Origin of the sequence: Amycolatopsis ruanii (assembly GCF_003385175.1) — a bacterium.
GTDB lineage: Bacteria > Actinomycetota > Actinomycetes > Mycobacteriales > Pseudonocardiaceae > Amycolatopsis_E > Amycolatopsis_E thermalba.
The window spans coordinates 1-22,902 of record NZ_PQHY01000010.1; the positions used below are offsets into that span (position 1 = coordinate 1).

The following is a 22,902-nucleotide window of genomic DNA, read 5'->3' on the forward strand; positions in this document are numbered from 1 at the left end:
GCAGGCGAAGCGGGCGGGGGCGTAGGGGGAGGTGCCCAGCCCGGCCGACACGTGGAGCCACATGTGGGCGCCCCAGCGGGAGGCTCCGCGGGCGCGGCTGCGGTCCAGCTCACAGTTGGTGACGAGGGCGCCGATGCCGGGGATGCGGAGCTGGCCGCCGTGGGTGTGGCCGGCGAGGACGAGGTCGTAGCCGTCGGCGGCGAAGGGGTCCAGGATGCGTGGTTCGGGCGAGTGGGTGACGCCGAGGCGCAGGGTGGCGGCTTCGGCGGGGCCGGCGATCTCGCCGTAGCGGTCGCGGCGCAGGTGGGGGTCGTCGAGGCCGGCGGCGAACACCGTCTGCCCGGCGACGGTGAGGGTGCGCCGGACGTGGGTGAGGTCGTGCCAGCCGTGTTCGATGAAGGCCGCGCGGAGGTCGCGCCACGGGAGTTTCTTGCCGTGGATGCGCTTCTTCTTGCCGCGGGGCATGAGGTAGCGGGCGGGGTTCTTGGGTTTGGGCGCGTAGTAGTCGTTGCTGCCGAAGACGAACAGGCCGGGCCGCTCCAGGAGGGGGCCGAGGGCGCGCAGGACGGCGGGGACGGCCTTGGGGTGGGCGAGGTTGTCGCCGGTGTTGACGACGAGGTCGGGTTCGAGCCGGTCGAGCGCGGCGACCCAGCGTTGCTTGGCCTGTTGCCCGGGCAGCATGTGCAGGTCGGAGACGTGCAGGACGCGCATGGGTCGCGCGCCGGGCGCGAGGACGGGCAGTTCGGCGGTGCGGAGCACGTAGTGCCGCCGCTCGATGCCGGAGGCGTACCCGACGGCGGCGGCCCCGAGAGCGACCGTCCCGGCGGCGAGGCGTTTGGCTGTCAGCTGGTGGCTGTCACGGACCGTGCTCACGATCGCCAGGATACGGGTCGGTACGACGCTCGCGCCGGGCGTCGCGAGCGTTGAAGGCCGCCGCGAGCGCTTGCAGCAGCGCGAGGATCGTCCCGGGGCCGAGGAAGAAGGCCCAGAACTCCCAGCCGATGTTCGACCGAACCGGGAGTGCTGCAATCGCGTAGACGGAGACCACGAACTGTGCGCCGTTGATGCCAGCGCGCAACCACAGCGGCCGCCACGGTATGAACGTGAGCCCGATTGACACGGCCATGGTCGGCAGGAAGATGCAGAGAAGCAGGCTCAGGAACACGAGGTCACCTCTGTTGAACACGCTAGCCGGACCGCGGCGTCGCGGTCCGGCCAGAACGGTGTTCAGAATAGTCAGGGACTGCTGTGTGACGGATCCGAAGCCAGGTTCGGGTCGAGACAGAACCTCGCTGGGCTCGGGTCCACTCCTGGAGGGTCGAGCAAGGCTATGTTCCACGGGTTCCCGTACCGGCCGGAGGCCGGGCCGCACTGGTTATAGGGCGAGTCACCGGGTAGCGGGATCTTGCTGAAATTGTTGAAGTCGCCCTTCAGAACAGGCGCGCTGCTACCCGAGTAGTTGCCGGCCGCGTCCATGGCCTTGCTGTTGTGGTAAAGGTACTGATCTGGCATCCAGCTCGCGCGCAGAATCGGTATGTCGGAAACCGGCCTTATCGAACCGTCGGCACAAGCTCGGAAGTTCAGCTCTTGCCAGATCGGTGGCGCCGCGTTGAACAAGCTGGATTCGGCGCCGATCGCCGGGCCGTTGTCGAAGAACAGTTCGCGGATGTCTTCGACCAGATCAGCGACAGGCCTAGCGATCCGGGAGTCGCCGTATAGCTTGTCGCTGAAGGCCTGCATCGCGTCGACCGGTCCCGACTGGCTCAGCATGGGACGGTAGCCGATCGAGCCACCAGCGACGGTGAGCGCAGCGACGCAGTCCGCTGCTACATCGCTCGTGTCACCTGCGTACGTGGTCAAGGCCGGGGCTTTACCCGAATAGGAGTACGCCCTGCCGGGTAGGACGCCGTTGACCATGGGGTCGACGCTGGTCCAGGCGCCATCGTGCGCGTTGAGGTTCGGCATTTGATACGACAGATCCGGCTCCGTCACGCCCCACACTCGATAGTCGTCGGCGAGGGCGCGTAAGAGGTCCAGGACGAACTGGGGAAGATGCGTGTCGCCAGTTCGATTCTCGTAGACGGTCCATTCGCTGCCTGGAACGATCTTGCCGACGTTGTCGGTCACGAATGACACAGTTGCTTTGGTCCGAATCTTGTACCGGCCATCGTCGTCGAAGCTTGCCGGTCGTTGGTCTGACATCGGCCGGTCGAGATACGAGTTCGCAAACCCGATCCATCGGGCGATGCTGTTGCCGTCGGGATGGGTAACCGTATCTGTGCCGGCAGCGAGCACCTGCTCACGCCACGCTTGCACCGCTTGCTTGGTCGCTGGGAGGAGACAGTCCCCGACCGTCGAGTCGCAGTCAGGCATACCGAGCACAGCGTTGGCTCGAGACAGCGCCCAGTCGTACAGAGCCTGGCGATTCGACAGAGGACCTCCGAGCCAGGAGCCCGGGGCTGCGGTGTCAATGTTCTGATCCTCGTCGAAGACGGCGACGGCCTCGACGCTCTCTTCGTGAAAGGTCCCGGTGATCGGGACGAACGCCAGGGCATCGAAGGCGATGTCCTGCTCACCGTTGCCATCCGGCGTGACCGAAGTGACACTGACCTCGGGAACGCCGTCAAACAGGAAGGTACCAAGTGACACCCAACGGTTTGTGTCTCCAGGTTGACGTACGACCCGTTGGCGATCGCCACGTGATGTCCGCACGGTGTACGTGGCCAGATTGGTATGCGCACCGTGATCCGGCAGGGCGACCAGGACCTGCATCGGGCCTGTGTGAGCCTGACTGAGGCGCCAGGTGGCGTTCACCTCGAGCTTTCCGAGCTCATCAAACTGCTTGCGGGTGTGGGTGAACCAGAAGTGACCCCCAAATCCCCCACCGATCTGATGCGTGTCGACCTTGCCTGGGTAGTAGCCGCTTGCGTCCGACTTATAGCTCAGCGTAAAGGTTCCGGCATTGGCCCATGGGTGCCCACAGTTAGGACGCACGGAGGGCACGTCGTCAGCGACATCGTCGATGACAAGGGCTCCGTTGGGTAGGCCGGCGAGCGTGCAGTTGGGCGCGTAGCTGGTTGCGTCCTCCTGGTAGGCGTACCCGGGATCGAACCTGAGCAGCTCGTTCCCGCACGAGTAACTACAATCGGGCTTCCACGTGCTGGCTTGGTGATACCAGCATTTCAGGTCGTACTGTCCTGCGCTGTTCTGATGAGCGCACGGCCCTGCGGGTTCGCCGACGACATCCGGATCGGTGGGCAGGTGCTGCGCACCGGGTTCACACTGGTTGCTCGAGTCGCAGAATTGGTTGACCGGAGGTTTGACTGCCTGACGGTTGAGAGGCCCTGTCGTCGCATCGCCATTCCACCACGCTGGACGGTAACCAGCAACCACGTTTCCCGGAGTCTCAATCGACTCTATGGGGTGACCAGCCCAGCCGAGCACCTTCTCCGGGTAAGGCCAATCCTGAGGGTGTGCGGCATCGCTGTAGCTGAATTCGAGAAATGGGTCTCGGTTCGCTGGGTAACGCGGGTTCACCGGATTGTTGAGCCAGCCGACGCCCCAGGCTCCGCTGCCGTTGTTCGGGTAGAATCCCGAGTTGTACGCCCACACTGCGAAGAACCAGTTCTCGATCTTTGATGGGTCGCCGTTGTTGACCACGAGTCCTGCCTGATGTGTCTCATTCCATTTGGTCTGCAAGATCCGAAGGCCGGCGGCGATGTTGGCGGCGAAGTCGAGCGCAACCGCGCGTTGCTTGTCGTAGGGGAGTGCCGTTTCTCCGGGCTTCTCGCGGCCTTGCAGTCGCATCCCATCGGTGACCTGAGTGATGCCGTAGCCGCAGTCAGCGTCCGACCAGTTGATCGACCAGTCGTCGGACTCGGAGTCGTTGTAGTAGTCGATACCGTAGTAGTTGCCGATCAGCGGGTTTGCGGTAACTCCGGGCACTGCGGATCGCGCCGCCTGCCACATGTTCGATTCTTGGGCGGCGATGCCGAGCATGATCTGCGCTGGAACTTGGCCACCGCCGGCCAAGCCAATCGACGGGAACAGTCCCTGCGGGGTGTAAGCGGGCATGCCGAGGTTTTTCCAGTTCGCTGGGCGGAGCACGTCGAGCGAGTCTCGAACAGCTTGGTCCACGGCCCATTCCACCTGACGTGGCTTGGGTTGCATTGCCTGGTTGTGTGGATCGTTCCGTGGCACCGAGCAGTACCGTTCGGCGAAATCTGCCGGATTGTTCGGATCTCCGGACTGCACGTGTACGTCTCCACTGCTGGCGAGGGAAGGGCTTGTCATTCGCCCTTCGGCGGCCTTTTCGGGAGACAGCAGCGTATTGACATCGAGTGTGGCGACGTGCTCAATGCGCTTTCCGGTCTTGATCACTCTGGCGGTGACGGCCAGGGGCTGCGCAGATAGCCTTTCATCGACGCCTTCACGAGGGTCAGCGTGCTGAGTCTTCTGAACTTCCTCCACGGCCAGCTGGCCATCAGTTGACACTCGTGCTCCTTTTGGGGCATCGAGGACCTTGACGTCCGAGACTATTCTCGGATTTGGATCGACCACTCCTGTTACGAAGACTTGTCCACCTCGGCTGCTTGTAACGTCGAGCGAGGTGAGATCGCCCGTTGCGACGGTGGTGGTTCGACCGTTGAGGAAGTATTTGACGGTGGCGCGATTCTGGTTGTCCTCGTTGTGCTCCAGATAAACGATTCCATGATCGGCATCCGCTGCCAAGCGGAAAGGTACGCCTACCGTGGAACTGAGCACGTCTCGTTCTCCTGAATTCGAAACGCGGACGAGTGCACCGGAGTCGGCGGCTAGAATGTCCGGACCCACTGGGATTGATGAGGTGAGCTGTCCGGCGACCTCGATTGGCGTCTGTGTCGAGCCGGTATCCGCCTCGACTTTGATAAGGCGAGTGCGTGCCAGTGACTCAGTGCCTTCCTGCGTTAGTACGGCTATTTCGCCGCTGCCGCAACCGGGGCTAAAGTAGGCCAGGCTTGATCGCACCGGCAGCTTCTTCACTGCGCCGTTCTTAAGATCGACGATGGCCGTGAATGCGCCTCGCTCGGCCAGTGCTTCCTTGTTCGTGAAGGTTCGGGGTGCGTAACTGACGACTGCTCGTTCCCCTGAACCCGTGACGCACGCGTTGCCGATCCATTGGTCCGTATCGAAGCCCGGCTCGGACAGGGTCGCGGCGGTGCGCCAGCGGTAGCCTTCGCTGGCGGACGCGACGAGCACGTGGAATCCATCGGCGTCGCCGGAGGTGGTCCAGGCCCGGTCATTAGAGTTCTGCCAGCCGGCGCCTAGCGTGGTATCACGCTCCCCGGGGGGCACCTCGACGGCGATTGGTGCTTTCGGCGGTATTGCAGGGATGTCTATATCAGGATCTGGCGCAGAAGCCGCATAAGCGGGCAATGCGGACATTGAGAATATAGTTGTCAGAACAGTGATAACGGCAAGGCGTCTTCGTGAAGGCATGCCTGTCCCCTCGAACCTCAGAACTCGGCCGTGATGGCCGACCGACAGTGCGGTCGATCAATCAGAGCTTCATCGAGGCTCGTCAGGCAATAGTCCGTGAGGGTGATCGTTTCAGTTGTTACGTCCACCCTGTTGGACTATTTACACGGTTCACTGCAGGTGATGGGCTAGTTCTGGATCAGCGAGCGACCTGGGGAGGTTTCGTGATCCGACGCTATCGTGCTCATTTTTAACTTTGCTGAGCTAATGCTGGCTCGTTGCTGATCTTCCGCCGGTTGTTTTTGTTGCCGTCGGAAAAATTTCGGTGCTCTTCTAATGGAGGAAAATTGTCGAAAAGATTTGCTGCTAGAATCGCGGCGGTGGCAGCCGGTGCTGCAGCTTTGATCGGTGGGGTGTTCGGATCTGGTGTCGCATCAGCATCTACCAACTCAGCCGCGAGTTCCTTGTTCCCGTGCAACGTGTGGCGTGGTTATACGTGCACGGTGACTTTGGCCAACGTCAACCAGCGCGCACAACCGAACACCAGTTCGGCGATCGTCACGACCGTGCCAGCCGGGTTCGGCGTCGCTTTGGAGTGCTGGACTGAAGGTCAGAACATCAACGGTGACAACATCTGGTACATGACCGATTTGGAGGTGGCAGACCTGCCGGCGCCGCGCGGTTACATCGCGGGCTACTACCTCGACACAGGGCATGATCCTATCGGGGGTCTTGTTCACTGCTGACCACACGTGGGGTGCCTCGGTCGTGAGGCACCCCACGCATGTCACCGTCCGGTGCGCTCGTAGCGTGGGTCGGACGGTGGGAGCGGCAGGATCGGGTCGTTGGGCCCGAGGATCTTGCTCACCGCGCCGAACCAGGTCCGCGCGGGCGTCTTGCCACCGAACATGTTGCCTTCGGAACAGGTGTAGACGTTGCCGGGGCCGCCATCGCACAGGCCGCCGCTGCCGCCCTCCGGCCGGAAGACCATCGCGGCGCCCGCGAGCTGCGGCGTGCCGCCGACGAAAGCCGCCGAGCCGTTGCTCTGCGTGGTACCGGTCTTGCCGATCATCGGCCGGTTCCAGCCGACCTGGCCGGCCGCCGCGGCCGCGGTTCCGCCGGGCAGGTCGTCCTTGCTCATGCCCTGCGCGAGGCTGTTGGCGGCGGCCTCGTCCATCACCTGCTCGCACGGCTGCTCGTTGATCGGGATCGGCTTGCCGTCGCGGTCCTGCACCTGGGCGATCGGTGTGGGCGGGCACCACACGCCGCCGCTGAGGATGGTCGCCGCGACGTTGGCCATCTCCAGGTTGCTGGTTGCCGACACCCCGAGCGTGAACGAACCCTGCCCGGGCGATTTGTCGGTGGGCCCGAAGTACGCGGTCTGGGTCTTGTTCTCACCCTGGTTCTTCGACTCCGGCTTCACCTCGCCGCCACCGATGTTGCGGGTCATCGTCTCGCGCAGGCCGAGCTTGCTCGCCATGTCGACGATCGGGGCCATCCCGGTGCGCTCCTCGAGGATGACGAACGCGGTGTTGGGCGAGGTCTGCAGCGCCTGCTGCAGCGTCATGGTCCGGGTGCCGCCCTCGTAGTCGGTGGCGTTGCCCAGGCAGTACGCATAAGTCCCTTGCGCCACGAGCGGGCACCGCCCCCGGGCGCCACCGGTGAACACGTTGGACACGTAGAAGTTCGGCACCTCGATGGTGTCGTAGATGCCCATCACCCGGTTCTGGATCGCCGCCGCCGAGGTGAAGATCTTGTAGCTCGACCCGGCACCGCCGGTGTTGTAGACGCCCGACGGCAACGCGTAGGTCGTCTGCCCGGCGCTGGCGTCCGTGCCGTAGTCGCGGTTCGCGGCCAGCGCCACCACCTCGTGCCGGTTCTTGCCGGGCCGCACCAGCGACAGCACGTTCGCGACGTTCTTCTGCGTCTTGCTGACCTGGGTCTGCGCGGACATCTTCGCCTCGTGGTTGGCGCGCTGGTCCATCGTCGTGCGGATGGTGTAGCCGCCGGTGTAGAGGTCGTCCTTGTCCATGCCGTGCGAGAGCAGGTAGTCCTCGACGTACTGGCAGAAGAACCCGTTCTCCGGCCCGGCGCCGACGCAGTTGGCGGCCGGCTTGGACGGCCCGCCCGGCACTACGCCCAGCGGCTCGGTCTTCATCCGCTCGGCGTCGGCCTTCGACAGCTTCAGGTTGTCGACCATGCGGTCCAGCACCAGGTTGCGGCGCTCGGTGGCGCGGTCCGGGTGGCTCCACGGGTCGTAGAACGGCGGGTTGTTGACCATGCCGGCGAGCAGCGCGGCCTGGGTGACCGACAGCTTGTCCGCGGTGGTGTTGAAGTAGGCCTGCGCGGCCGCCCCGACGCCGTAGATCTTGCGCGAGAACTCGACGACGTTGAGGTAGCTGGTGAGGATCTGGTCCTTGCTCATCTGGTTCTCGAGCTGGATCGCGATCCGCGCTTCCTTCAGCTTGCGGGCGATCGACTGCTCCTGGGCCTTCTGCTGGCCCACCTCGTCGTCCCGGTAGATGACGTTGATGAGGTAGTTCTTGACGTACTGCTGGGTGAGCGTCGACGCGCCCTGGGTGTCGCCACCGGCGCTGTTGCTCAGCGCGGCGCGCAGCGTGCCCTTCCAGTCCACGCCGTGGTGCTCGTAGAAACGCCGGTCCTCGGTGGAGACCAGCGCCCATTTCATGGCCTCGTTGATCTGATCACCGGCCGTCGGGATGCGGTACTGGTCGTACAGCGTGGCGATTTGGTTGCCTGCCGAATCCGTGATGGTGGTGACCAGCGGCGGCGGCACGTTCGCGAGTTCGGCGGACATGCTGTCGACCGTCTCGCTCGCCCTGTTCGACGCGACCCCGGCGGCGCCGACCACGGGGAACAGCACCCCGGCGACGAGGATTCCCGCGAGCAGGCACAGGCCGAGCAGTTTGAACAGACCATCCGTCTTGCGCACATCACCAGCGTAGTGGGAACCGGCGTTCCCCCGCCGGGCCGCGTCCGCTGAATACCACGGGAACGCCGGGTCCGCGACGTATTCCGGTAACGAATTTCCATCGGGCTCTTGGCGGCGGGAACCGTCGGCCTCTACAGTCCGTCAACGTCTCACGTAGTGCGGAGCCGGGGAGGCTCCGGGTGAGCAGGCACATCACGAGGGGAGCTTGGGGGATGGAATCCACACCACAGAGCTGGCGCGTCCGCGCCCTCTGCCGGGACGCGGATCCGGATGAGCTGTTCGTGCGGGGAGCGGACCAGAACCGGGCCAAACTGGTCTGCATGGGGTGCCCGGTGCGCACGGAATGCCTGGCCGAGGCGCTGGACAACCGCATCAGCTTCGGCATCTGGGGCGGGATGACCGAACGGGAGCGGCGCGCGCTGCTGCGCCGCCGTCCCGAGGTCGAATCGTGGTCGGAGCTGCTGGATTCGGCTCGGAAGGACTTCGCCGAAGCGGCGTCCTAGGACGCCAAGCGGTCGCCGATCTCCCGGAGTCCGCCGAGGTCGTGCACGTCGCTGGGGAGCGCGGGCACCTCGACCAGGGGGACTCCGGGATGCGCGCGCGTGAAGCGCGCCAGCAGCCGCTTCTCGCGGTCGGCCAGGGCCACCCGGTCGGCGTGCAGCTGCAGCACCGCGGTGGCCAGCGGGGCGGTCGACTCCAGTTTCTCGGCCGCGGACAGCGCCGCCGTGGCCGACAGGTCCGCCAGCACCGGGTGGGTGCGGTTCGCGACCAGCCCGGCCAGCGGCATGTTCTCACCGCCCAGCCGTTCCACGAAGTAGCTCGCCTCGCGCAGGGCGTCCGGCTCCGGCGCGGCCACCACCAGGAACGACGTGCCCTCCGAGCGCAGCAGCTCGGCGGTCTTGCGGGCGCGTTCCCGGAACCCGCCGAACATGCTGTCGAAGGCCTGCATGAACGCGGACGCGTCGGCCAGCAGCTGCCCGCCGATGATCGTCGACACGGCCTTGGCGAAGATCGAGAACCCGGTGCTGACCACCTTGCGGATACCCCAGCCGCCGGCCTTCGCCGGGCCGGTGAGCAGCCGGATCATGCGCCCGTCGAGGGCGCTGGACAGCCGGTTCGGCGCGTCCAGGAAGTCCAGCGCGGACCGGCTCGGCGGGGTGTCGACGACGATCAGGTCCCACTCGTCGGTGGCCGCGAGCTGGCTCAGCTTCTCCATCGCCATGTACTCCTGCGTGCCGGAGAACGACGTGGAAATGGTCTGGTAGAAGGGGTTCGCGAGCAGCGCCTCGGCGCGTTCCGGCCCGGCGTGGGTGCGCACCATGTCGTCGAAGGTGCGCCGCATGTCGAGCATCATCGCCCACAGCTCGCCCTTGGGCTCGAACCCGGCGACCGACACCTGCCGCGGGTGGTTGCCCAGCTCCCGCAGCCCGAGCGCCTGCGCGAGCCGCCGCGCCGGGTCGATGGTGAGCACCACCGTCTGGCGTCCGCGTTCGGCGGCGCGCAGCGCGAGCGCGGCGGCGGTGGTGGTCTTGCCCACCCCGCCCGAGCCGCAGCACACGACGATCCGCGTCTTCGGGTCGTCGATCAGGGCGTCGACGTCGAGCCGCTCGGTCATCAGCGCACCCCCTGGTCGGTCAACGACTCGGCGAGGTCGTAGAGCGCGGCGAGGTCGATGCCGCCGGACTCCTCCGGCACCTCCAGCGTCGGCAGGTCCGCCTCGGCGAGCTGCTCCCGCGCCCGCTGCTCGGCGGCGACCCGGATGGCGTGCTCGACGGTCTCCGCGACCAGGGCGTCCATCGTGGCGTCCGGCAGGTCGAGCCCGGCCGAGGCCAGCCCGCTGCGCACCCGGGAGGCGTCCACCCGCCCGTCCGCGGCCGGGGTCACCGACCGGGCGGGCAGCCGCGGCGGCCGCACCCGGTTGACCAGCACCGCGCCCGGCCGGAGGTCGGCTCCGTCCAGCTCGGCCACCGCCTCCACGGTCTCGCGCACCGGCATCTCCTCCAGGAGGGTCACCAGGTGCACGACCGTCTCCTCGGAGTGCAGCAGCCGCACCACGCCCTCGGCCTGGCCGCGGATCGGGCCGGCCTTCGCCAGGTCGGTCAGGGCCTTGGTGACGTCGAGGAACTTGACCACGCGGCCGGTCGGCGGCGCGTCGACCACGACGGCGTCGTAGACGTGCCTGCCGTCCGGGCCGGTCCGCCCGACGCACTCCTTGATCTTGCCGGTGAGCAGCACGTCCCGCAGGCCCGGCGCGAGCGTGGTGGCGAACTCGATCGCGCCCATCCGCCGCAGCGTCCGGCCCGCGAAGCCCAGGTTGTAGAACATCTCGAAGTACTCGAGCAGCGCCGCTTCCACGTCGATGTGCAGGGCCCGCAGCTCACCGCCGCCGGGCACCGCCGCGATCCGCTGCTCGGCGTACGGCAGCGGCTCGGTGTCGAAGAGCTGGGCGAACCCCTGCCTGCCCTCGACCTCGACCAGCAGCACGCGCCGCCCGTGGCTGGACAGCGCGATCCCGAGTGCCGCGGCCATGGTCGTCTTGCCGGTGCCGCCCTTGCCGGTGACGAAGTGCAACCGGGCGCGGGCGAGCTCGTCGGTCCATCCGGCCAGGGGTGTGCTCACACGATCCAGCGTAAGCCAGCGATCACGCCGCCGCCGCGAGGAGAGCTTCACACCACCACTAGATTGACCCCATGAGCGCCACGAAGTGGGAGTACGCCACGGTTCCGTTGCTGATCCACGCGACCAAGCAGATCCTCGACCAGTGGGGTGAGGACGGCTGGGAGCTGGTCACGGTGCTGCCGAACCCGAGCGGGGAGCAGCACGTCGCCTACCTGAAGCGGGCCAAGGCATGAGCTGGGGCGAGCGTCTGGCCGAACTGGGGATCGAGCTGCCGAGCGTCCCCGCGCCGGTGGCTGCCTACGTGCCGGCTGTCCGCAGCGGGTCGCAGGTCTACACCTCGGGTCAGGTGCCGTTCGTCGAGGGCAAGCTGCAGGCGACCGGCAAGGTCGGGGCCGAGGTGAGCCCGGAGGAGGCCAAGCGCTACGCGCGGACGGCGGCGCTGAACGCGCTCGCGGCGGTGGACGCGCTCGTCGGTCTCGAATCGATCGTCCGGATCGTGAAGATCGTCGGGTTCGTCGCGTCCGCGGAGGGGTTCACCGGCCAGCCGGCTGTGATCAACGGCGCGTCCGAGCTCTTCGGCGAGATCTTCGGCGACGCGGGCGCGCACGCCCGCTCGGCGGTGGGTGTGGCCGAGCTGCCGCTGGGGGCACCGGTCGAGGTCGAACTGATTGTCGAGGTGAGCTGATGGACCCGGATATCGAAGCCTCGTGTCATGAGCTGTTGCTGCGGCTGGCCGGCCGCATGCCCGACCGCCTGCTCTGGCGTTACCGGGACTGGCTGGGCGAGGGCGCGATGTCGACCTTGGCTCGAACCTTGCCGCGCACGCTGCTCAAGCACAACATCGATCTCGACCAGCCGGAATACCGCCTGCTCGTGGCGGGTCTCGTGCCGCACGGCGCGGACTGGCACCAGGTGAGTTCGACCCTGGGGGTGGACGAGGTCGGCGAGAACCGGTACACATTCACCCCGAGTGCACCCGATCAGGTGAACTCGGTTGACTCGGTGTCCGCGCTCGTCCACGCCACCCTGCGGGGCCGGCCGGACGTCGGCGAGGTGCGGCAGAGCTGGCGTCAGCGCACGGGGGAGGAATCCAAGCGCGTGCTGCTGATCACGGCCCTGTCGGGACTGCCGAGGCTGACCGGGGAGCTGCAGCGGGTCCTGCGGGTGCTGGGGGACGAGGAACCCAGCGTCGAGGTGATGCCGCCGCGGTTCGAGCTGCCGGAGTACCACCAGGCCGCACTGGCGAGCTCCGAGCTCGTCTGCGTCGGTGCGGTGGACACCGGGAACCGGCTCGTCGCCGCGTAACGGCACTCCTGCCGAGCTGGAGGGAGAAGCTAGATGGTGGACGTCCACGACGGGATCGCGGGCGACGGGTTCGCGGTGCCGTTGCGGCTGCACAACCTGTTGCTGGGGCTGGCAGGCCGCCTGGACGACAGCCTGCTGTCGGAGGCGCGTGAGCTGGTCGCGCGAGCGCGCCTCGACGAGGCCGCCGAGCTGACCACGGGCGCGCTGATCGCGGGCCGCCTGCCGGTCCGCGAGGCGGAGCGGCACGAGCTGGCGCTGGTCCTGGAGCTGACGCGGTCGGACGCGACGCTCGCCGACCAGCTGGTGGTGAACGACCCGGAGGCCGAGACCGGCGTCGTGCACCGCTTCACCGGCGACGACCAGCCCGAGCAGGGCATCGCCGACGCGCTCGACCGCACCCTCCAGGTGCTGCCGGACCTGCGGTCGGTGCACGCGGTGTGGCGCAACACCCCGGCCGGCAGCGTGCCGGGCCCGCTGCCGCAGCGCGTGGTGCTCGTCGAGATCGGCCCGGAGGGCAACCCGCCGGCCGCCGCGTACCGCATCGACGCCGCCCTGCGGCGCGCCGGGATCCGGTCGGTCGTCGAGGTCACCGGGCCGTCCACCGAGCGCTCCCGCTACCACGAGCAGGCGCTCACCGCGGCCACCGCCGTCTGGCTCTCCGGCGGGGCCGTCCCGTCGTCCGCTCCCACGGCGCCGGCGCAGCGCCAGGGCTCCGGCCGGCATGTGGCGCACGCCACGGTCGCCGCCGGGGACGAGCCCGAGGAGCCCGAACCTCCGGCCGCGCCGGAGACCACCACCACCGAAGTGGCCGCCGAGACCGAGACGACCGAGGTCGTCCGGTCCCCGGGCGGGCCGGGCCACATGTTCAAGCCGCGCGAGGAGGGCCCCGAGCCCAGCCGCGTGGAGAACACCATGGACATGACGTCCGAGGAGGTCGCGCAGCTGCGGGCGCAGCTGGCGGCGGAGGACGGCGAGAAGCCCAGAGCCGTGGCTTCGGCGACGATCGGCCCGGGTGAAGTGATCGAAATCCCGGAACTCGACCTCAACGACCCGCAGCTGTCCGAGCGCGACCGCCAGCTCCTGCGTGAGCTGCACGCCGAGCTCGCCGAGCGGGAACGCGCCGAGGCCGCCAAGGTGCGGGCCAACGGTTCCGGGCGGCCCGAGGACGACCCGCGCTGGGTCGACGGCTTCTCCGGTTCCTGATTACCCCGTAAGTTGCCTCGTGTGGTGCAACTTGATTTCCGGATCCCGGGGAGCATGAACTTCTCCGACGCGGTGCCGGCCGAACCGGCCGTGCCCCGCGACGCGGCGACGGTGCTGTTGCTGCGGGACGGCGACGACGGTCTCGAAGTCTTCCTCCAGCGGCGGGTGAACGCGATGGCGTTCGCCGCCGGCATGACGGTCTTCCCCGGCGGCGGGGTGGACCAGCGCGACGCCGACGCGACGATCGCGTGGGCCGGGCCGCCCGCCACCGACTGGGCGAGCTGGTTCAACGGGACCGAGCAGGTCGCGCGGGCCCTGGTGTGCGCGGCGGTGCGGGAGACGTTCGAGGAGTCCGGGGTGCTGCTCGCCGGCACGGCCGACGCGGTGGTCACCGACACCGCGGAGTACGCCGGGGCGCGGGAGGCGCTGGTGTCGCGGGAACTGTCGCTGGCCGACTTCCTGGCGCGCGAAGGGCTGACGCTGCGTTCCGACCTGCTGCGCCCGTGGGCGCACTGGATCACGCCGGCGCAGGAGAAGCGCCGCTACGACACCCGGTTCTTCGCCGCGATCCTGCCCGCCGGCCAGGAGGCCGACGGCAAGACCACCGAGGCCGAGTCGTCCGGCTGGTGGCGCCCGGCCGACGCGCTGGCCGACGCGGAGGCGGGCCGCAGCACGCTGATGCCGCCGACCTGGTACACCCTGAGCGAGCTGGCGGAGTTCGGCACGGCCGCGGAGGCGCTGGCCAGCGAGCGCACGGTCGAGGCGATCATCCCGAAGCTGATCCGCGAGGGCGACGTGATCCGGGTGGTCGCGGAATGAGCCACCCCGCGTACGGCGTGCGCCGCGAGGTCTCGCCTTCCGCCGCGGTCGTGCTGGAGAACAACCCGTCCACGATGACGCTGGAGGGCACGAACACGTGGGTGCTGCGGGCGCCCGGCTCGGCCGAGTGCGTCATCGTCGACCCCGGCTACCAGGACCTCGATCACCTGTCGCTGCTCGCCGAGCAGGGGCCGGTGGCGGTGATCCTGCTCACCCACCACCACCCCGACCACGTCGAGGGCGCGCCGTGGCTGGCCGAGCGGGTGCAGGCGCCGGTGCGGGCCTTCGACGCGGCGCTGTGCCGGGACGCGGGCCCGTTCGCCGACGGTGACGTGATCTCCGCCGGGGGTTTGGACATCGAGGTCCTGCACACGCCCGGCCACACCGGCGACTCGGTGTGCCTGCGCGTCGGCGACCAGGTGCTGACCGGTGACACGATCCTCGGCCGCGGCACCACGGTGCTCACCGACCTCGGCGCGTACCTGGACTCCCTGCGGCGGCTGATCGAGCTGCCGTCCGGGCTGCTGGCGCTGCCCGGGCACGGCCCGGAGATGGCCGACCTGCGGGCGGTCGCGCAGGAGTACCTGGACCACCGCGAGCAGCGGCTGGCCCAGGTGCGGGCGGCGCTGGAGAAGCTGGGCGCGGACGCCACCGCGCGCCAGGTGGTGGAGCTGGTGTACGCGGACGTGGACCGGGCGCTGTGGGCGCCCGCCGAACACAGCGTCAACGCGCAGCTGGCGTACCTGCGGTCCCACCGGCCTGGGTGAGGCCGCTCCGCGCGGGCGGCGCGGTCGTAGCGCAGGTTGTGCAGGGCCGGTGTGTCCGCGTCCGGCAGCCACAGGACCCGCCGTGCGCGCCGGCTCGCCGGCCAGCGGCACGAACACCACGCCCGAGCGGCGCAGGCTGTGCGTCGAACGGGCCAGCTGGAAGATCCCGACCCCGGCGGCCACCAGCCCGAGCAGGCTCGGCACGCTGGACGATCTTCAGTCGGCCCGCCGGAAGTCCTCGTCGTACTCGCGGTGCCACGGCGGCCACGAGCCGCGCTCGGCCAGCACCCAGGGTTCGTCCGCGAGGTCGGCCAGCGTCAGCTCGTCCAGACTGGCGAGCGGGTGCCCTTCCGGCAGGACGGCGCACACCTGCTCGACCGCCAGCGCGCGCGGCGAGCCCGTCGACCAGCGACGGGCGGCTGAACGCGGCGTCGTAGCGGCCGTCGCGCAGCCCCGCGACGAGGGAGGAGACCGAGGTGTCCTCGGTGCGCGGCCGGACGTCTGGGTCGCGCTCGCGGAAGGCGTCAGCCGCTCGACGGCCGTCTAGGGCACCAGGACCTGCTCGCGCGGTGCCTTCACCGTGCCGCGCAGCAGGTACACCACCGCGGCGATCACCAGCGCCGCGGCCGTCGCGGCGAGGAATGCCGTCGACGGGCCCGAGTGCTCGACCAGGTAGCCGCTGACCGACTGCCCGAACGCCAGCCCCAGCGTCACCGCGGTCAGCACCCAGCCGAAGGCCTCGGCCGCGGTGCCCTTCGGCGCGACCAGTTCGATCGCGGCCGAGTGCGTGGCCGACTGCGGGGTGATCAGCGCACCGGCGGCGAGCATCGCGATCGCGAGGCCCCACAGCGTCGACGGCCAGGCCAGCAGCGCCACGAGCACCCCGAACCCGGCCAGCAGCACCGGCAGGCGCAGCGACATCTCCCGCGGCCACGGCCGCAGGCTGTAGGCCACGCCGAACGCGACCGAGCTGACCGACCACACCGACAGCAGCACCCCGCCGAGCGCCGGTTCCCCGGCCTCGGTGGCCGCGGCGGGCACGGCGACCTCGACGAACCCGATCACCACACCGAACCCGAGTGCGGCCAGGGCGAGGGTGCGCATGCCCGGGCTGCTCAGCGCGCCCAGCAGCGACCGGTGCGTCCGGCCGGCCGGTCCCCACGCCCGCACGGCCGGGCTCAGCGCGAACAGGGTCGCGCCGACCACCATGCACGCGCCGCCGGCCACCATCCCGGTGCCCGGCCACGGCGCGGCGACCAGCAGACCGGCCAGGCCGGGGCCGAGGATGAAGAACACCTCCATGCTGATCGCCTCGTAGGCGTAGGCCGCGTTGCGCGTCGCCTCGGCGGGCACCAGCCGTCCCCACAGCGCCCGCGAGGCCGAACCGACCATCGGCTCCGTGATGCCGATCCCGAACGCGAGCGCGACGAGCACCGGGGTCGCCGCGTGGGCCTCGATCGCGAGCGAGAGTGTCACCAGGATCACCGCGAACATCGCCGCGGTGGACAGCAGCGGGCGCGTCGGGCCGAAGCGGTCGATGAGCCTGCCCTGCACGACCGACCCCACCGCGACGCCGACGAGCGAGCTGGCCGACACCAGCCCGGCGACGGCGAACGACCCCATCTCCTGCTGCACGTAGAGCAGCGCGGACAGGCCGATCATCGCGATCGGCAGGCGCGCGAGGATGGACGCGATCACCGGACGGGTCGCGCCCGGCGTGGTCAGGGCAGCACGGTAGTCGGCGAGGGAAGTCTGGGACACGCGTACCAGTATGCCTCAGACTGGTACGCCGGTACCAGTTGATTACCGCTCAGGTCTCGGTTCGGTAACGGCGGGACTTTTTCGCCGGACCGACGCAACGAACCCGCAACGGGCGCGTCTGTGAGGGTGAACGGCCTTGAACTTCGGGGTACTGGCCGTGGCAAGGTTGACAAATAGATATAGCTCCCTCCGGCGAAGGGTCGGGGCCAGAACCGGAGGGCGGGGAGCGCGGTCTGTCGGGGGATGGCCCGCGCGAAATGCAAAGGAACCGGTGCGCCACGTCGGGGGTGGCGCCCGGTTCCTTTGTTTTTGCTGGTGTGGCGCTGGGTCAGCGGGCGCGGCGGGCCAGCCGCTCCGGGTCCAGGATCAGCACTGACTTGCCCTCGAGCCGCAGCCAGCCGCGGTGCGCGAAGTCCGCCAGCGCCTTGTTCACGGTCTCCCGCGAGGCGCCGACGTACTGGGCGATCTCCTCCTGCGTCAGGTCGTGCGTGACCCGCAGGATGCCGGCCTCCTGGCTGCCGAACCGCTGCGCCAGCTGCAGCAGCGCCCGCGCCACGCGGCCCGGGACGTCGGTGAAGATCAGCTCGGCGACCATGTTGTTCGTCCGGCGCAGCCTGCGGGCGATGACCCGCAGCAGCTGCTCGGCGATCTCCGGCCGGTTCGCGATCCACTTGCGCAGCGACGGCCGGTCCATCGACACCGCCCGCACCTCGGTGACCGTCGTCGCGGTCGAGGTGCGCGGGCCGGGGTCGAAGATGGACAGCTCGCCGAACATGTCCGAGGGACCGGCAATCCACAGCAGGTTCTCCCGGCCGTCGGCCGACTTGCGGCCGATCTTCACCTTGCCGGACAGGATGATGTACAGCTTGTCGCCGGGCTCGCCCTCGGAGAAGATCACATGACCCCGCGGGAACTCCACAGTTTCCAGGGTCTGGGCGAGCGCCTCAGCCGCGGCCGGCTCCACCCCCTGGAAGATGCCCGCCCGGGCCAGGGTCTCGTCCACCTCGTGCCTCCTCGTCGGTGGCGACCGTGTTCCCGCGAACCGGGGCGTGTCGCCGATCACTTGCGTGCAGTCTAGGCCGTTCGGACGAGATCGCCTCAGGGCACGCCGAGGACAGACCGATCACCGCCCGGCCGGGCGAGGGCGATCTCGCTCCGAGGGAACAGCCTAACTGTCGCGCGAAGCGCGTCCGCTGAGGGTGGTGGTGGGCGACGGGTGGGACTAACTGTCGCGCGAAGCGCGTCCGCTGAGGGTGGTGGTGGGCGACGGGCGGGAGTAATCGTCGCTGAATCGGTTGAGGTCAGCGGGTCTTCCGGGGGCGCAACTTGGCCGCGCGACCACCCAGGCGGCGCAGCCGGAACAGCTCCAGCGCGCGACCGATGCCGTGCCCGTAGAGCGCCCTGACCTCGTTGGGCCGGGCCTGCTCCAGGAACTCCTCGACCTCTTCCTCCTGGACCGCGACGTGGCGCAGCCGGTGCTCAACTCGCTCCATCGCCAGCGCGAAGAACATCATCACGAGTGGCACCGCTACTACGAACCAGACAGTCATCGGTTCTGATCCTCGCTCATCACGGGTTCGGGGGTGGTGTCCGGGGTCCGGCGTGTCGGCTTCCGTAGGCTAGCGGCGTGCCGAATGCGTCTCGTGTTAGCCCCGCCAAGGGGGAAGAGAGCCGCCTCGCGCTCGTGAGACGCGCACGCCGCATGCTCCGTTGCCTGACCGAGGCGTATCCGGACGCACACTGTGAGCTGGACTTCACCACGCCGCTGGAGCTGCTGATCGCGGTCGTGCTGTCGGCGCAGACCACGGACGTGCGGGTCAACGAGGTGACTCCCGCCCTGTTCGCCCGCTACCGCACCGCGGCCGATTACGCCGGCGCGAACCGCACCGAGCTGGAGGAGCTGATCCGGCCCACCGGCTTCTACCGGGCCAAGGCCAACTCGCTGATGGGGCTGGGCGCGGCGCTGGTCGAGCGGTTCGGCGGCGAGGTGCCGCGCAAGCTGGACGACCTGGTCACGTTGCCCGGCGTCGGCCGCAAGACCGCGAACGTCGTGCTCGGCAACGCCTTCGACGTGCCCGGGATCACGGTCGACACGCACTTCGGCCGCCTGGTGCGCCGCTGGGGCTGGACCGCGGAGGAGGACCCGGTCAAGGTCGAGCACGCGATCGGCGAGCTGATCCCCCGCAAGGAGTGGACGATGCTCTCGCACCGGGTGATCTTCCACGGCCGCCGCGTCTGCCACGCCCGCAAACCGGCCTGCGGCGCGTGCCCGCTGGCCCGTGACTGCCCCTCCTTCGGCACCGGCCCGATCGAGTTCGAGGAGGCCGCGAAGCTGGTCAAGGGCCCGGAGCGGGACCACCTGCTCGCGATGGTGACCCAGCGGTGACGACGGCGACCAGGTGGGCGCTCGCGGCGGGGGTGCTGGTGCTCGCGGTGATCATCGCGGTGCTGCCGCAGGTGCGGTCGGACGACACGCCCGCGGGCCCGGACCTGACCGCCGCCCGGGCCGCCGCCGCGCTGGCGCCGTGCCCGTCCGGCACCGGCGAGGTGGCCCAGCTGGCGGGCGTGCGCGCGGAGTGCCTCGGCGACGGGTCCACCGTCGACCTGGGCAGCGCGCTGGCCGGCCAGGTGACGCTGGTCAACGTCTGGGCCACCTGGTGCGAGCCGTGCCGGACCGAGCTGCCCGTGCTCCAGCGGTACGCGGACGAGCCGGGCGCGGCGCGGGTGCTCACGGTGCAGGTCCAGAGCAAGCCGGACGACGGGCTGGCGCTGCTCGCCGAACTCGGGGTGCGCCTGCCGACCGTGTTCGACGGCGACGGCGACGGCGACGGCGGGACCGGCCCGGTGCGCGGCGCGCTGAAGGTGCCGCCCGCGTTGCCCACGTCCTACCTGGTCACCGCGGACGGCCAGGTCCGCCTCATCGAAAGCCCACGCACCTTCACCGATCCTGAGCAGGTGCGTGAGGTCGTGCGGAGGCTGTCGTGAACGGACCGCTCGTCGAGCCGGCGTCGGTGCCGGACTGGCTGCGCCCGCTGGTCGAGATCAGCGGTGACCTCGACTCGACCGCGTTCACCCGGTTCACCCCGCCCGAGGACGAGTTCACCCGCGCCGCGTCGGTGCTGATCCTGTTCGGCCACGGCGAGCGCGGACCGGACGTCCTGCTGCTGCGCCGCGCCGACACGCTCGGCTCGCACGCCGGCCAGGTGGCTTTCCCCGGCGGCGGCGCCGATCCCGAGGACGCCGACGCGGTCGCCACCGCGCTGCGCGAGGCCGAGGAGGAGACCGGGGTCGACCCGTCCGGGGTGCGGCCGGTCGCGGTGCTGCCGGAGCTGTTCATCCCGGTGTCCCGGTTCGCCGTGACGCCGGTGCTCGCCCACTGGCACGCGCCCTCGCCGGTGCACGCCGTCGACCCGGCGGAGACCGCGGCGGTGGCCCGGGTGCCGCTCGCCGACCTGGCCGATCCGGCCAACCGGTTCCAGGTGCGCCGGTCCGGCACCACGTACCAGGGGCCGGCGTTCACCGTGAACGGTTTGTTCGTGTGGGGCTTCACCGCGGGACTGCTGACCGTCCTGCTCGAACTGGGCGGCTGGGCACGTGAGTGGGATCGCGGCGACGTCCGGGATCTTGACGTAGCGTTGCGCGATCATCTGCTCGCGACCGACTGAGGAGACGCGGTGAACTGGGTCGACGTCCTGGTCATTCTGCTGGCGCTGGTGGCGGCGGTCTCCGGCGCGCGTCAGGGCGTCGTGATCGCGTTGCCCGCGCTGGTGGGCGTGATCGGCGGTGCGATCCTCGGCATCCGCATCGCGCCGTGGGTCGTCGAGCTGTTCGAGAACCCGGCCGCCAAGGTCGCCTTCGCCGTCGCGACGGTCGTGTTCCTGGTCGCGCTCGGCGAGACGCTCGGCGTGTGGCTGGGGCGGCGGTTCAAGTACGCGGTCAAGCGGCGGGTCAACACCGACAAGCTGACCGGCATCGACCAGACGCTCGGCGCGATCGTGCAGGCCGTCGTGGTGTTCGTGGTGGCGTGGCTGATCGCGGTGCCGCTGACCGGGGTCGCGGCGCTGCCCGGCCTGGCGCGCGCGATCAACAACTCGACGGTGCTGGGCACGGTCGACAAGGCGATGCCGCCGGCCGCCGAGGGTCTGCCCAGCGAACTGCGGAAGCTGCTCGACGTCTCCGGATTCCCGTCCATTGTGGACCCGTTCCAGAAGACGCAGATCAACGACACCGCGCCGCCGGACACGACGCTGCAGGACAGCGCCGTGGTGCAGCAGCTGCGCGGGAGCGTGCTGAAGATCCGCGGCACCGCCGAGTCGTGCTCGCGCACGCTGGAGGGCAGCGGGTTCGTGATCGCGCCGCAGCGGGTGATGACGAACGCGCACGTAGTGGCGGGCACGGAGACGACGGCGGTGGAGACCTCGGCCGGCCGGCTGCCCGCGCGGGTCGTGTACTTCGACCCGGAGGTCGACGTCGCGGTGCTCGCGGTGCCCCGCCTGGAGGCGGCGCCGCTGAGCCTCGCGCCCGAGCCGGCGAAGGCGGGTGACAGCGCGATCGTCCTCGGCTACCCGCTGGACGGCCCCTACCGCGCCACGCCCGCCCGCATCCGCAGCGAGATCACGCTGCAGGGCCCGGACATCTACGATTCGCGCACCGTGCGGCGGGACGTCTACACCGTGCGGGCGCAGGTGCGCAGCGGCAACTCGGGCGGCCCGCTGGTGGATCCGCAGGGGCAGGTCGTCGGCGTGGTGTTCGGGGCTTCGGTGGAGGACTCCGACACCGGCTTCACGCTGACCGGCAACCAGGTGCGCCCGGTGATCGAATCGGCGCCGTCCCTGAGCGCGCGGGTCTCCACCGGCGCCTGCGCCGCCTGACCCCCCGCGAGTCCCACGCTCCCGTCCGCGAGTCCCACGCTCAGGCGCGCGAGTTCTGCGTTCGCGGCCGCGAGTTCCACGCTCCGGGCGGCGAGTCCCACGCTCGCGCCCGCGAGTCCCACGTTCCCGGCCGCGAGTTCCACGTTCCCGGCCGCGAGTTCCACGTTCAGCCGCGTGAGTTCCGCCCGCCGTCTGCCGCCGTCAGGCCTTCGCCAGGAAGTCCAGCAGCGTCTTGGTCGTCTCGGCGGGTGCTTCGAGCTGCGGGAAGTGGCCGACGTCCGCCAGCTCCTCCAGCGCCGAGTGCGGCCCCCGCCACGGCGCGGACGCCCGGGCGGTCTCCGGCAGCACACACGGGTCCGCGGCGCCGTGGATCTGCAGCACCGGCGCCGCCACCCGGGTGCCGACCGCGTCCGCGAACCGGCGTCCTTCGCCGCGGAACTGGGCCCGGAACGCCCACCGGTAGTACTCCAGCGCGCTGTGCGCCACGCCCGGGATCCGCACCGCCTCGCGGAACATCGCGGCGCTGGTGTCGAAGTCGGCGGTGGCCGTCCACCGCGGACCGGACCAGGCGCGCAGCAGGGTCTCCAGGTTGGCCCCGTCGTCCTCGGTGAGCCACCGCTCCGGCGCCATCGGCACCTGGAACCGGAACAGGTGCGCCAGCGCCCGCGTCTGGTTGGACCGCTTGCGGCGGAACGCGGTGCGGGCGAGCGCGCTGCGCAGGGCCAGCGGGTGGGCCCCACCCAGCACCGTCACCGACGCGACCACCCGCGGGTGCAGCGCGGCCGCGGTCCAGGCCAGCAGCCCGCCCCACGCGTGCCCGACCAGGTGCGCCTGCCGTTCGCCGAGCGCGCGGACCAGGCCGGCGACGTCACCGGCCAGCGTCCAGGCGTCGTAGCCGCGCGGGGGTTTGTCCGAATCGCCGTAACCACGCAGATCGGCCGCCACCGCGTGGTAACCCGCGTCGGCCAGGGCGGTGAGCTGGTGCCGCCAGGTCCACCAGAACTGCCCGAAGCCGTGCAGGAACAACACCAGCGGCCCGTGCCCGGCCTCGGCGACGTGCAGCCGGATGCCGTTCGCGGACACGTCGCGGTGCGCCCAGGGCCCGTCGATCCGGACGATGGACGGGTCGGGCGGCGTCACGGTCGCG

The 22,902-nt window shown here is 69.6% G+C and carries 23 protein-coding genes; 12 read left to right on the forward strand and 11 right to left on the reverse strand.

Annotated features, from left to right (window positions below; genetic code table 11):
• The 3 genes from D0D28_RS07505 to D0D28_RS07515 all read right to left on the reverse strand — a co-directional run.
• Positions 1-873, reverse strand: an 873-nt coding sequence (locus D0D28_RS07505; protein ID WP_162831006.1) for a metallophosphoesterase, incomplete at its 3' end; no start/stop codon positions are given.
• Positions 857-1,165 carry a hypothetical protein gene (locus tag D0D28_RS07510; RefSeq protein WP_116110174.1) on the reverse strand — a complete coding sequence of 103 codons (309 nt, stop codon included), beginning with the start codon at positions 1,163-1,165 and terminating at the stop codon, positions 857-859. The genes D0D28_RS07510 and D0D28_RS07505, both read right to left, overlap by 17 nt.
• Before the next feature lie 71 nt (positions 1,166-1,236).
• Positions 1,237-5,424, reverse strand: a complete 4,188-nt coding sequence (locus D0D28_RS07515) for a hypothetical protein (RefSeq protein ID WP_116110175.1) — start codon at positions 5,422-5,424, stop codon at positions 1,237-1,239.
• 311 nt (positions 5,425-5,735) lie between these two features.
• Here D0D28_RS07515 and D0D28_RS35550 point away from each other — a divergent pair, with 311 nt between their 5' ends.
• A complete protein-coding gene (locus tag D0D28_RS35550; protein ID WP_162831007.1) occupies positions 5,736-6,203 on the forward strand; it encodes a hypothetical protein in 468 nt (155 codons plus the stop codon).
• Positions 6,204-6,244: 41 nt separating this feature from the next.
• Here D0D28_RS35550 and D0D28_RS07520 read toward each other — a convergent pair whose 3' ends face one another.
• Complete coding sequence (locus tag D0D28_RS07520) at positions 6,245-8,410, reverse strand: transglycosylase domain-containing protein (protein WP_116110176.1); 2,166 nt, start codon at positions 8,408-8,410, stop codon at positions 6,245-6,247.
• Positions 8,411-8,622: 212 nt separating this feature from the next.
• Here D0D28_RS07520 and D0D28_RS07525 point away from each other — a divergent pair, with 212 nt between their 5' ends.
• Positions 8,623-8,913 (forward strand): WhiB family transcriptional regulator, encoded by a 291-nt coding sequence (locus tag D0D28_RS07525; protein WP_094005557.1) that lies wholly within the window; start codon positions 8,623-8,625, stop codon positions 8,911-8,913.
• Here the strand turns inward: D0D28_RS07525 and D0D28_RS07530 are convergent.
• Positions 8,910-10,025, reverse strand: a complete 1,116-nt coding sequence (locus tag D0D28_RS07530) for an ArsA family ATPase (RefSeq protein ID WP_116110177.1) — start codon at positions 10,023-10,025, stop codon at positions 8,910-8,912. The two genes, D0D28_RS07525 and D0D28_RS07530, sit on opposite strands and share 4 nt — an antisense overlap.
• Positions 10,025-11,029 (reverse strand): ArsA-related P-loop ATPase, encoded by a 1,005-nt coding sequence (locus tag D0D28_RS07535; RefSeq protein ID WP_116110178.1) that lies wholly within the window; start codon positions 11,027-11,029, stop codon positions 10,025-10,027. Before D0D28_RS07535 ends, D0D28_RS07530 begins: the two co-directional genes overlap by 1 nt.
• Positions 11,030-11,100: 71 nt before the next feature.
• On the opposite strand from D0D28_RS07535, the gene D0D28_RS07540 reads away from it, so the two are divergent.
• Genes D0D28_RS07540 through D0D28_RS07565 form a run of 6 tightly spaced genes read left to right on the forward strand, consistent with a single transcriptional unit; the run spans position 11,101 to position 15,123 of the window.
• Positions 11,101-11,262 (forward strand): DUF4177 domain-containing protein, encoded by a 162-nt coding sequence (locus D0D28_RS07540; protein ID WP_017985509.1) that lies wholly within the window; start codon positions 11,101-11,103, stop codon positions 11,260-11,262.
• The gene (locus tag D0D28_RS07545; RefSeq protein ID WP_094005560.1) at positions 11,259-11,714 is read left to right on the forward strand and encodes a RidA family protein; all 456 of its coding nucleotides are present in this window, start codon (positions 11,259-11,261) and stop codon (positions 11,712-11,714) included. The genes D0D28_RS07540 and D0D28_RS07545 overlap by 4 nt, the downstream gene beginning before the upstream one ends.
• A complete protein-coding gene (locus tag D0D28_RS07550) occupies positions 11,714-12,334 on the forward strand; it encodes a hypothetical protein (RefSeq protein ID WP_094005561.1) in 621 nt (206 codons plus the stop codon). The genes D0D28_RS07545 and D0D28_RS07550 overlap by 1 nt, the downstream gene beginning before the upstream one ends.
• Positions 12,335-12,367: 33 nt before the next feature.
• A complete protein-coding gene (locus D0D28_RS07555; RefSeq protein WP_094005562.1) occupies positions 12,368-13,537 on the forward strand; it encodes a hypothetical protein in 1,170 nt (389 codons plus the stop codon).
• Between the two features lie 54 nt (positions 13,538-13,591).
• On the forward strand, positions 13,592-14,356 hold the full coding sequence (locus D0D28_RS07560) for an NUDIX hydrolase (RefSeq protein ID WP_116110179.1): 765 nt from the start codon (positions 13,592-13,594) through the stop codon (positions 14,354-14,356).
• Positions 14,353-15,123, forward strand: coding sequence for an MBL fold metallo-hydrolase (locus tag D0D28_RS07565; protein WP_116110180.1), 771 nt, complete (start codon positions 14,353-14,355; stop codon positions 15,121-15,123). The genes D0D28_RS07560 and D0D28_RS07565 overlap by 4 nt, the downstream gene beginning before the upstream one ends.
• A 216-nt stretch (positions 15,124-15,339) precedes the next feature.
• Here D0D28_RS07565 and D0D28_RS36610 read toward each other — a convergent pair whose 3' ends face one another.
• From D0D28_RS36610 to D0D28_RS07585, 4 genes are all read right to left on the reverse strand, one after another.
• Positions 15,340-15,492 (reverse strand): LysR substrate-binding domain-containing protein, encoded by a 153-nt coding sequence (locus tag D0D28_RS36610; protein ID WP_233157271.1) that lies wholly within the window; start codon positions 15,490-15,492, stop codon positions 15,340-15,342.
• A gap of 174 nt (positions 15,493-15,666) precedes the next feature.
• Positions 15,667-16,884, reverse strand: a complete 1,218-nt coding sequence (locus D0D28_RS07575) for an MFS transporter (RefSeq protein ID WP_116110181.1) — start codon at positions 16,882-16,884, stop codon at positions 15,667-15,669.
• 328 nt (positions 16,885-17,212) lie between these two features.
• Complete coding sequence (locus D0D28_RS07580; protein WP_017985500.1) at positions 17,213-17,887, reverse strand: Crp/Fnr family transcriptional regulator; 675 nt, start codon at positions 17,885-17,887, stop codon at positions 17,213-17,215.
• Between the two features lie 298 nt (positions 17,888-18,185).
• The gene (locus D0D28_RS07585; RefSeq protein ID WP_094005566.1) at positions 18,186-18,434 is read right to left on the reverse strand and encodes a hypothetical protein; all 249 of its coding nucleotides are present in this window, start codon (positions 18,432-18,434) and stop codon (positions 18,186-18,188) included.
• A gap of 152 nt (positions 18,435-18,586) precedes the next feature.
• Here D0D28_RS07585 and nth point away from each other — a divergent pair, with 152 nt between their 5' ends.
• The 4 genes from nth to D0D28_RS07605 are packed head-to-tail and all read left to right on the forward strand — an operon-like array spanning position 18,587 to position 21,755.
• Positions 18,587-19,270, forward strand: coding sequence for an endonuclease III (nth, locus tag D0D28_RS07590; protein ID WP_094005567.1), 684 nt, complete (start codon positions 18,587-18,589; stop codon positions 19,268-19,270).
• Entirely contained in the window at positions 19,267-19,869 is a 603-nt protein-coding gene (locus D0D28_RS07595; RefSeq protein WP_116110182.1) for a TlpA family protein disulfide reductase, read from the forward strand. The genes nth and D0D28_RS07595 overlap by 4 nt, the downstream gene beginning before the upstream one ends.
• The gene (locus D0D28_RS07600) at positions 19,866-20,549 is read left to right on the forward strand and encodes an NUDIX hydrolase (protein WP_094005569.1); all 684 of its coding nucleotides are present in this window, start codon (positions 19,866-19,868) and stop codon (positions 20,547-20,549) included. Before D0D28_RS07595 ends, D0D28_RS07600 begins: the two co-directional genes overlap by 4 nt.
• 9 nt (positions 20,550-20,558) lie before the next feature.
• Positions 20,559-21,755, forward strand: coding sequence for a MarP family serine protease (locus tag D0D28_RS07605; protein WP_094005570.1), 1,197 nt, complete (start codon positions 20,559-20,561; stop codon positions 21,753-21,755).
• 201 nt (positions 21,756-21,956) lie between these two features.
• On the opposite strand, the gene D0D28_RS07610 is transcribed toward D0D28_RS07605, so the two are convergent.
• Entirely contained in the window at positions 21,957-22,895 is a 939-nt protein-coding gene (locus D0D28_RS07610; protein ID WP_116110183.1) for an alpha/beta fold hydrolase, read from the reverse strand.
• Positions 22,896-22,902 lie beyond the last annotated feature (7 nt).

Coding starts and splice junctions, on each gene's coding strand:
- D0D28_RS07515 (WP_116110175.1), bottom strand. CDS start 5,424: ATGTCCGCATTGCCCGCTTATGCGGCTTCTGCGCCAGATCCTGATATA.
- D0D28_RS07525 (WP_094005557.1), top strand. CDS start 8,623: ATGGAATCCACACCACAGAGCTGGCGCGTCCGCGCCCTCTGCCGGGAC.
- D0D28_RS07530 (WP_116110177.1), bottom strand. CDS start 10,025: ATGACCGAGCGGCTCGACGTCGACGCCCTGATCGACGACCCGAAGACG.
- D0D28_RS07540 (WP_017985509.1), top strand. CDS start 11,101: ATGAGCGCCACGAAGTGGGAGTACGCCACGGTTCCGTTGCTGATCCAC.
- D0D28_RS07545 (WP_094005560.1), top strand. CDS start 11,259: ATGAGCTGGGGCGAGCGTCTGGCCGAACTGGGGATCGAGCTGCCGAGC.
- D0D28_RS07550 (WP_094005561.1), top strand. CDS start 11,714: ATGGACCCGGATATCGAAGCCTCGTGTCATGAGCTGTTGCTGCGGCTG.
- D0D28_RS07555 (WP_094005562.1), top strand. CDS start 12,368: ATGGTGGACGTCCACGACGGGATCGCGGGCGACGGGTTCGCGGTGCCG.
- D0D28_RS07560 (WP_116110179.1), top strand. CDS start 13,592: ATGAACTTCTCCGACGCGGTGCCGGCCGAACCGGCCGTGCCCCGCGAC.
- D0D28_RS07565 (WP_116110180.1), top strand. CDS start 14,353: ATGAGCCACCCCGCGTACGGCGTGCGCCGCGAGGTCTCGCCTTCCGCC.
- D0D28_RS07585 (WP_094005566.1), bottom strand. CDS start 18,434: ATGACTGTCTGGTTCGTAGTAGCGGTGCCACTCGTGATGATGTTCTTC.
- nth (WP_094005567.1), top strand. CDS start 18,587: ATGCTCCGTTGCCTGACCGAGGCGTATCCGGACGCACACTGTGAGCTG.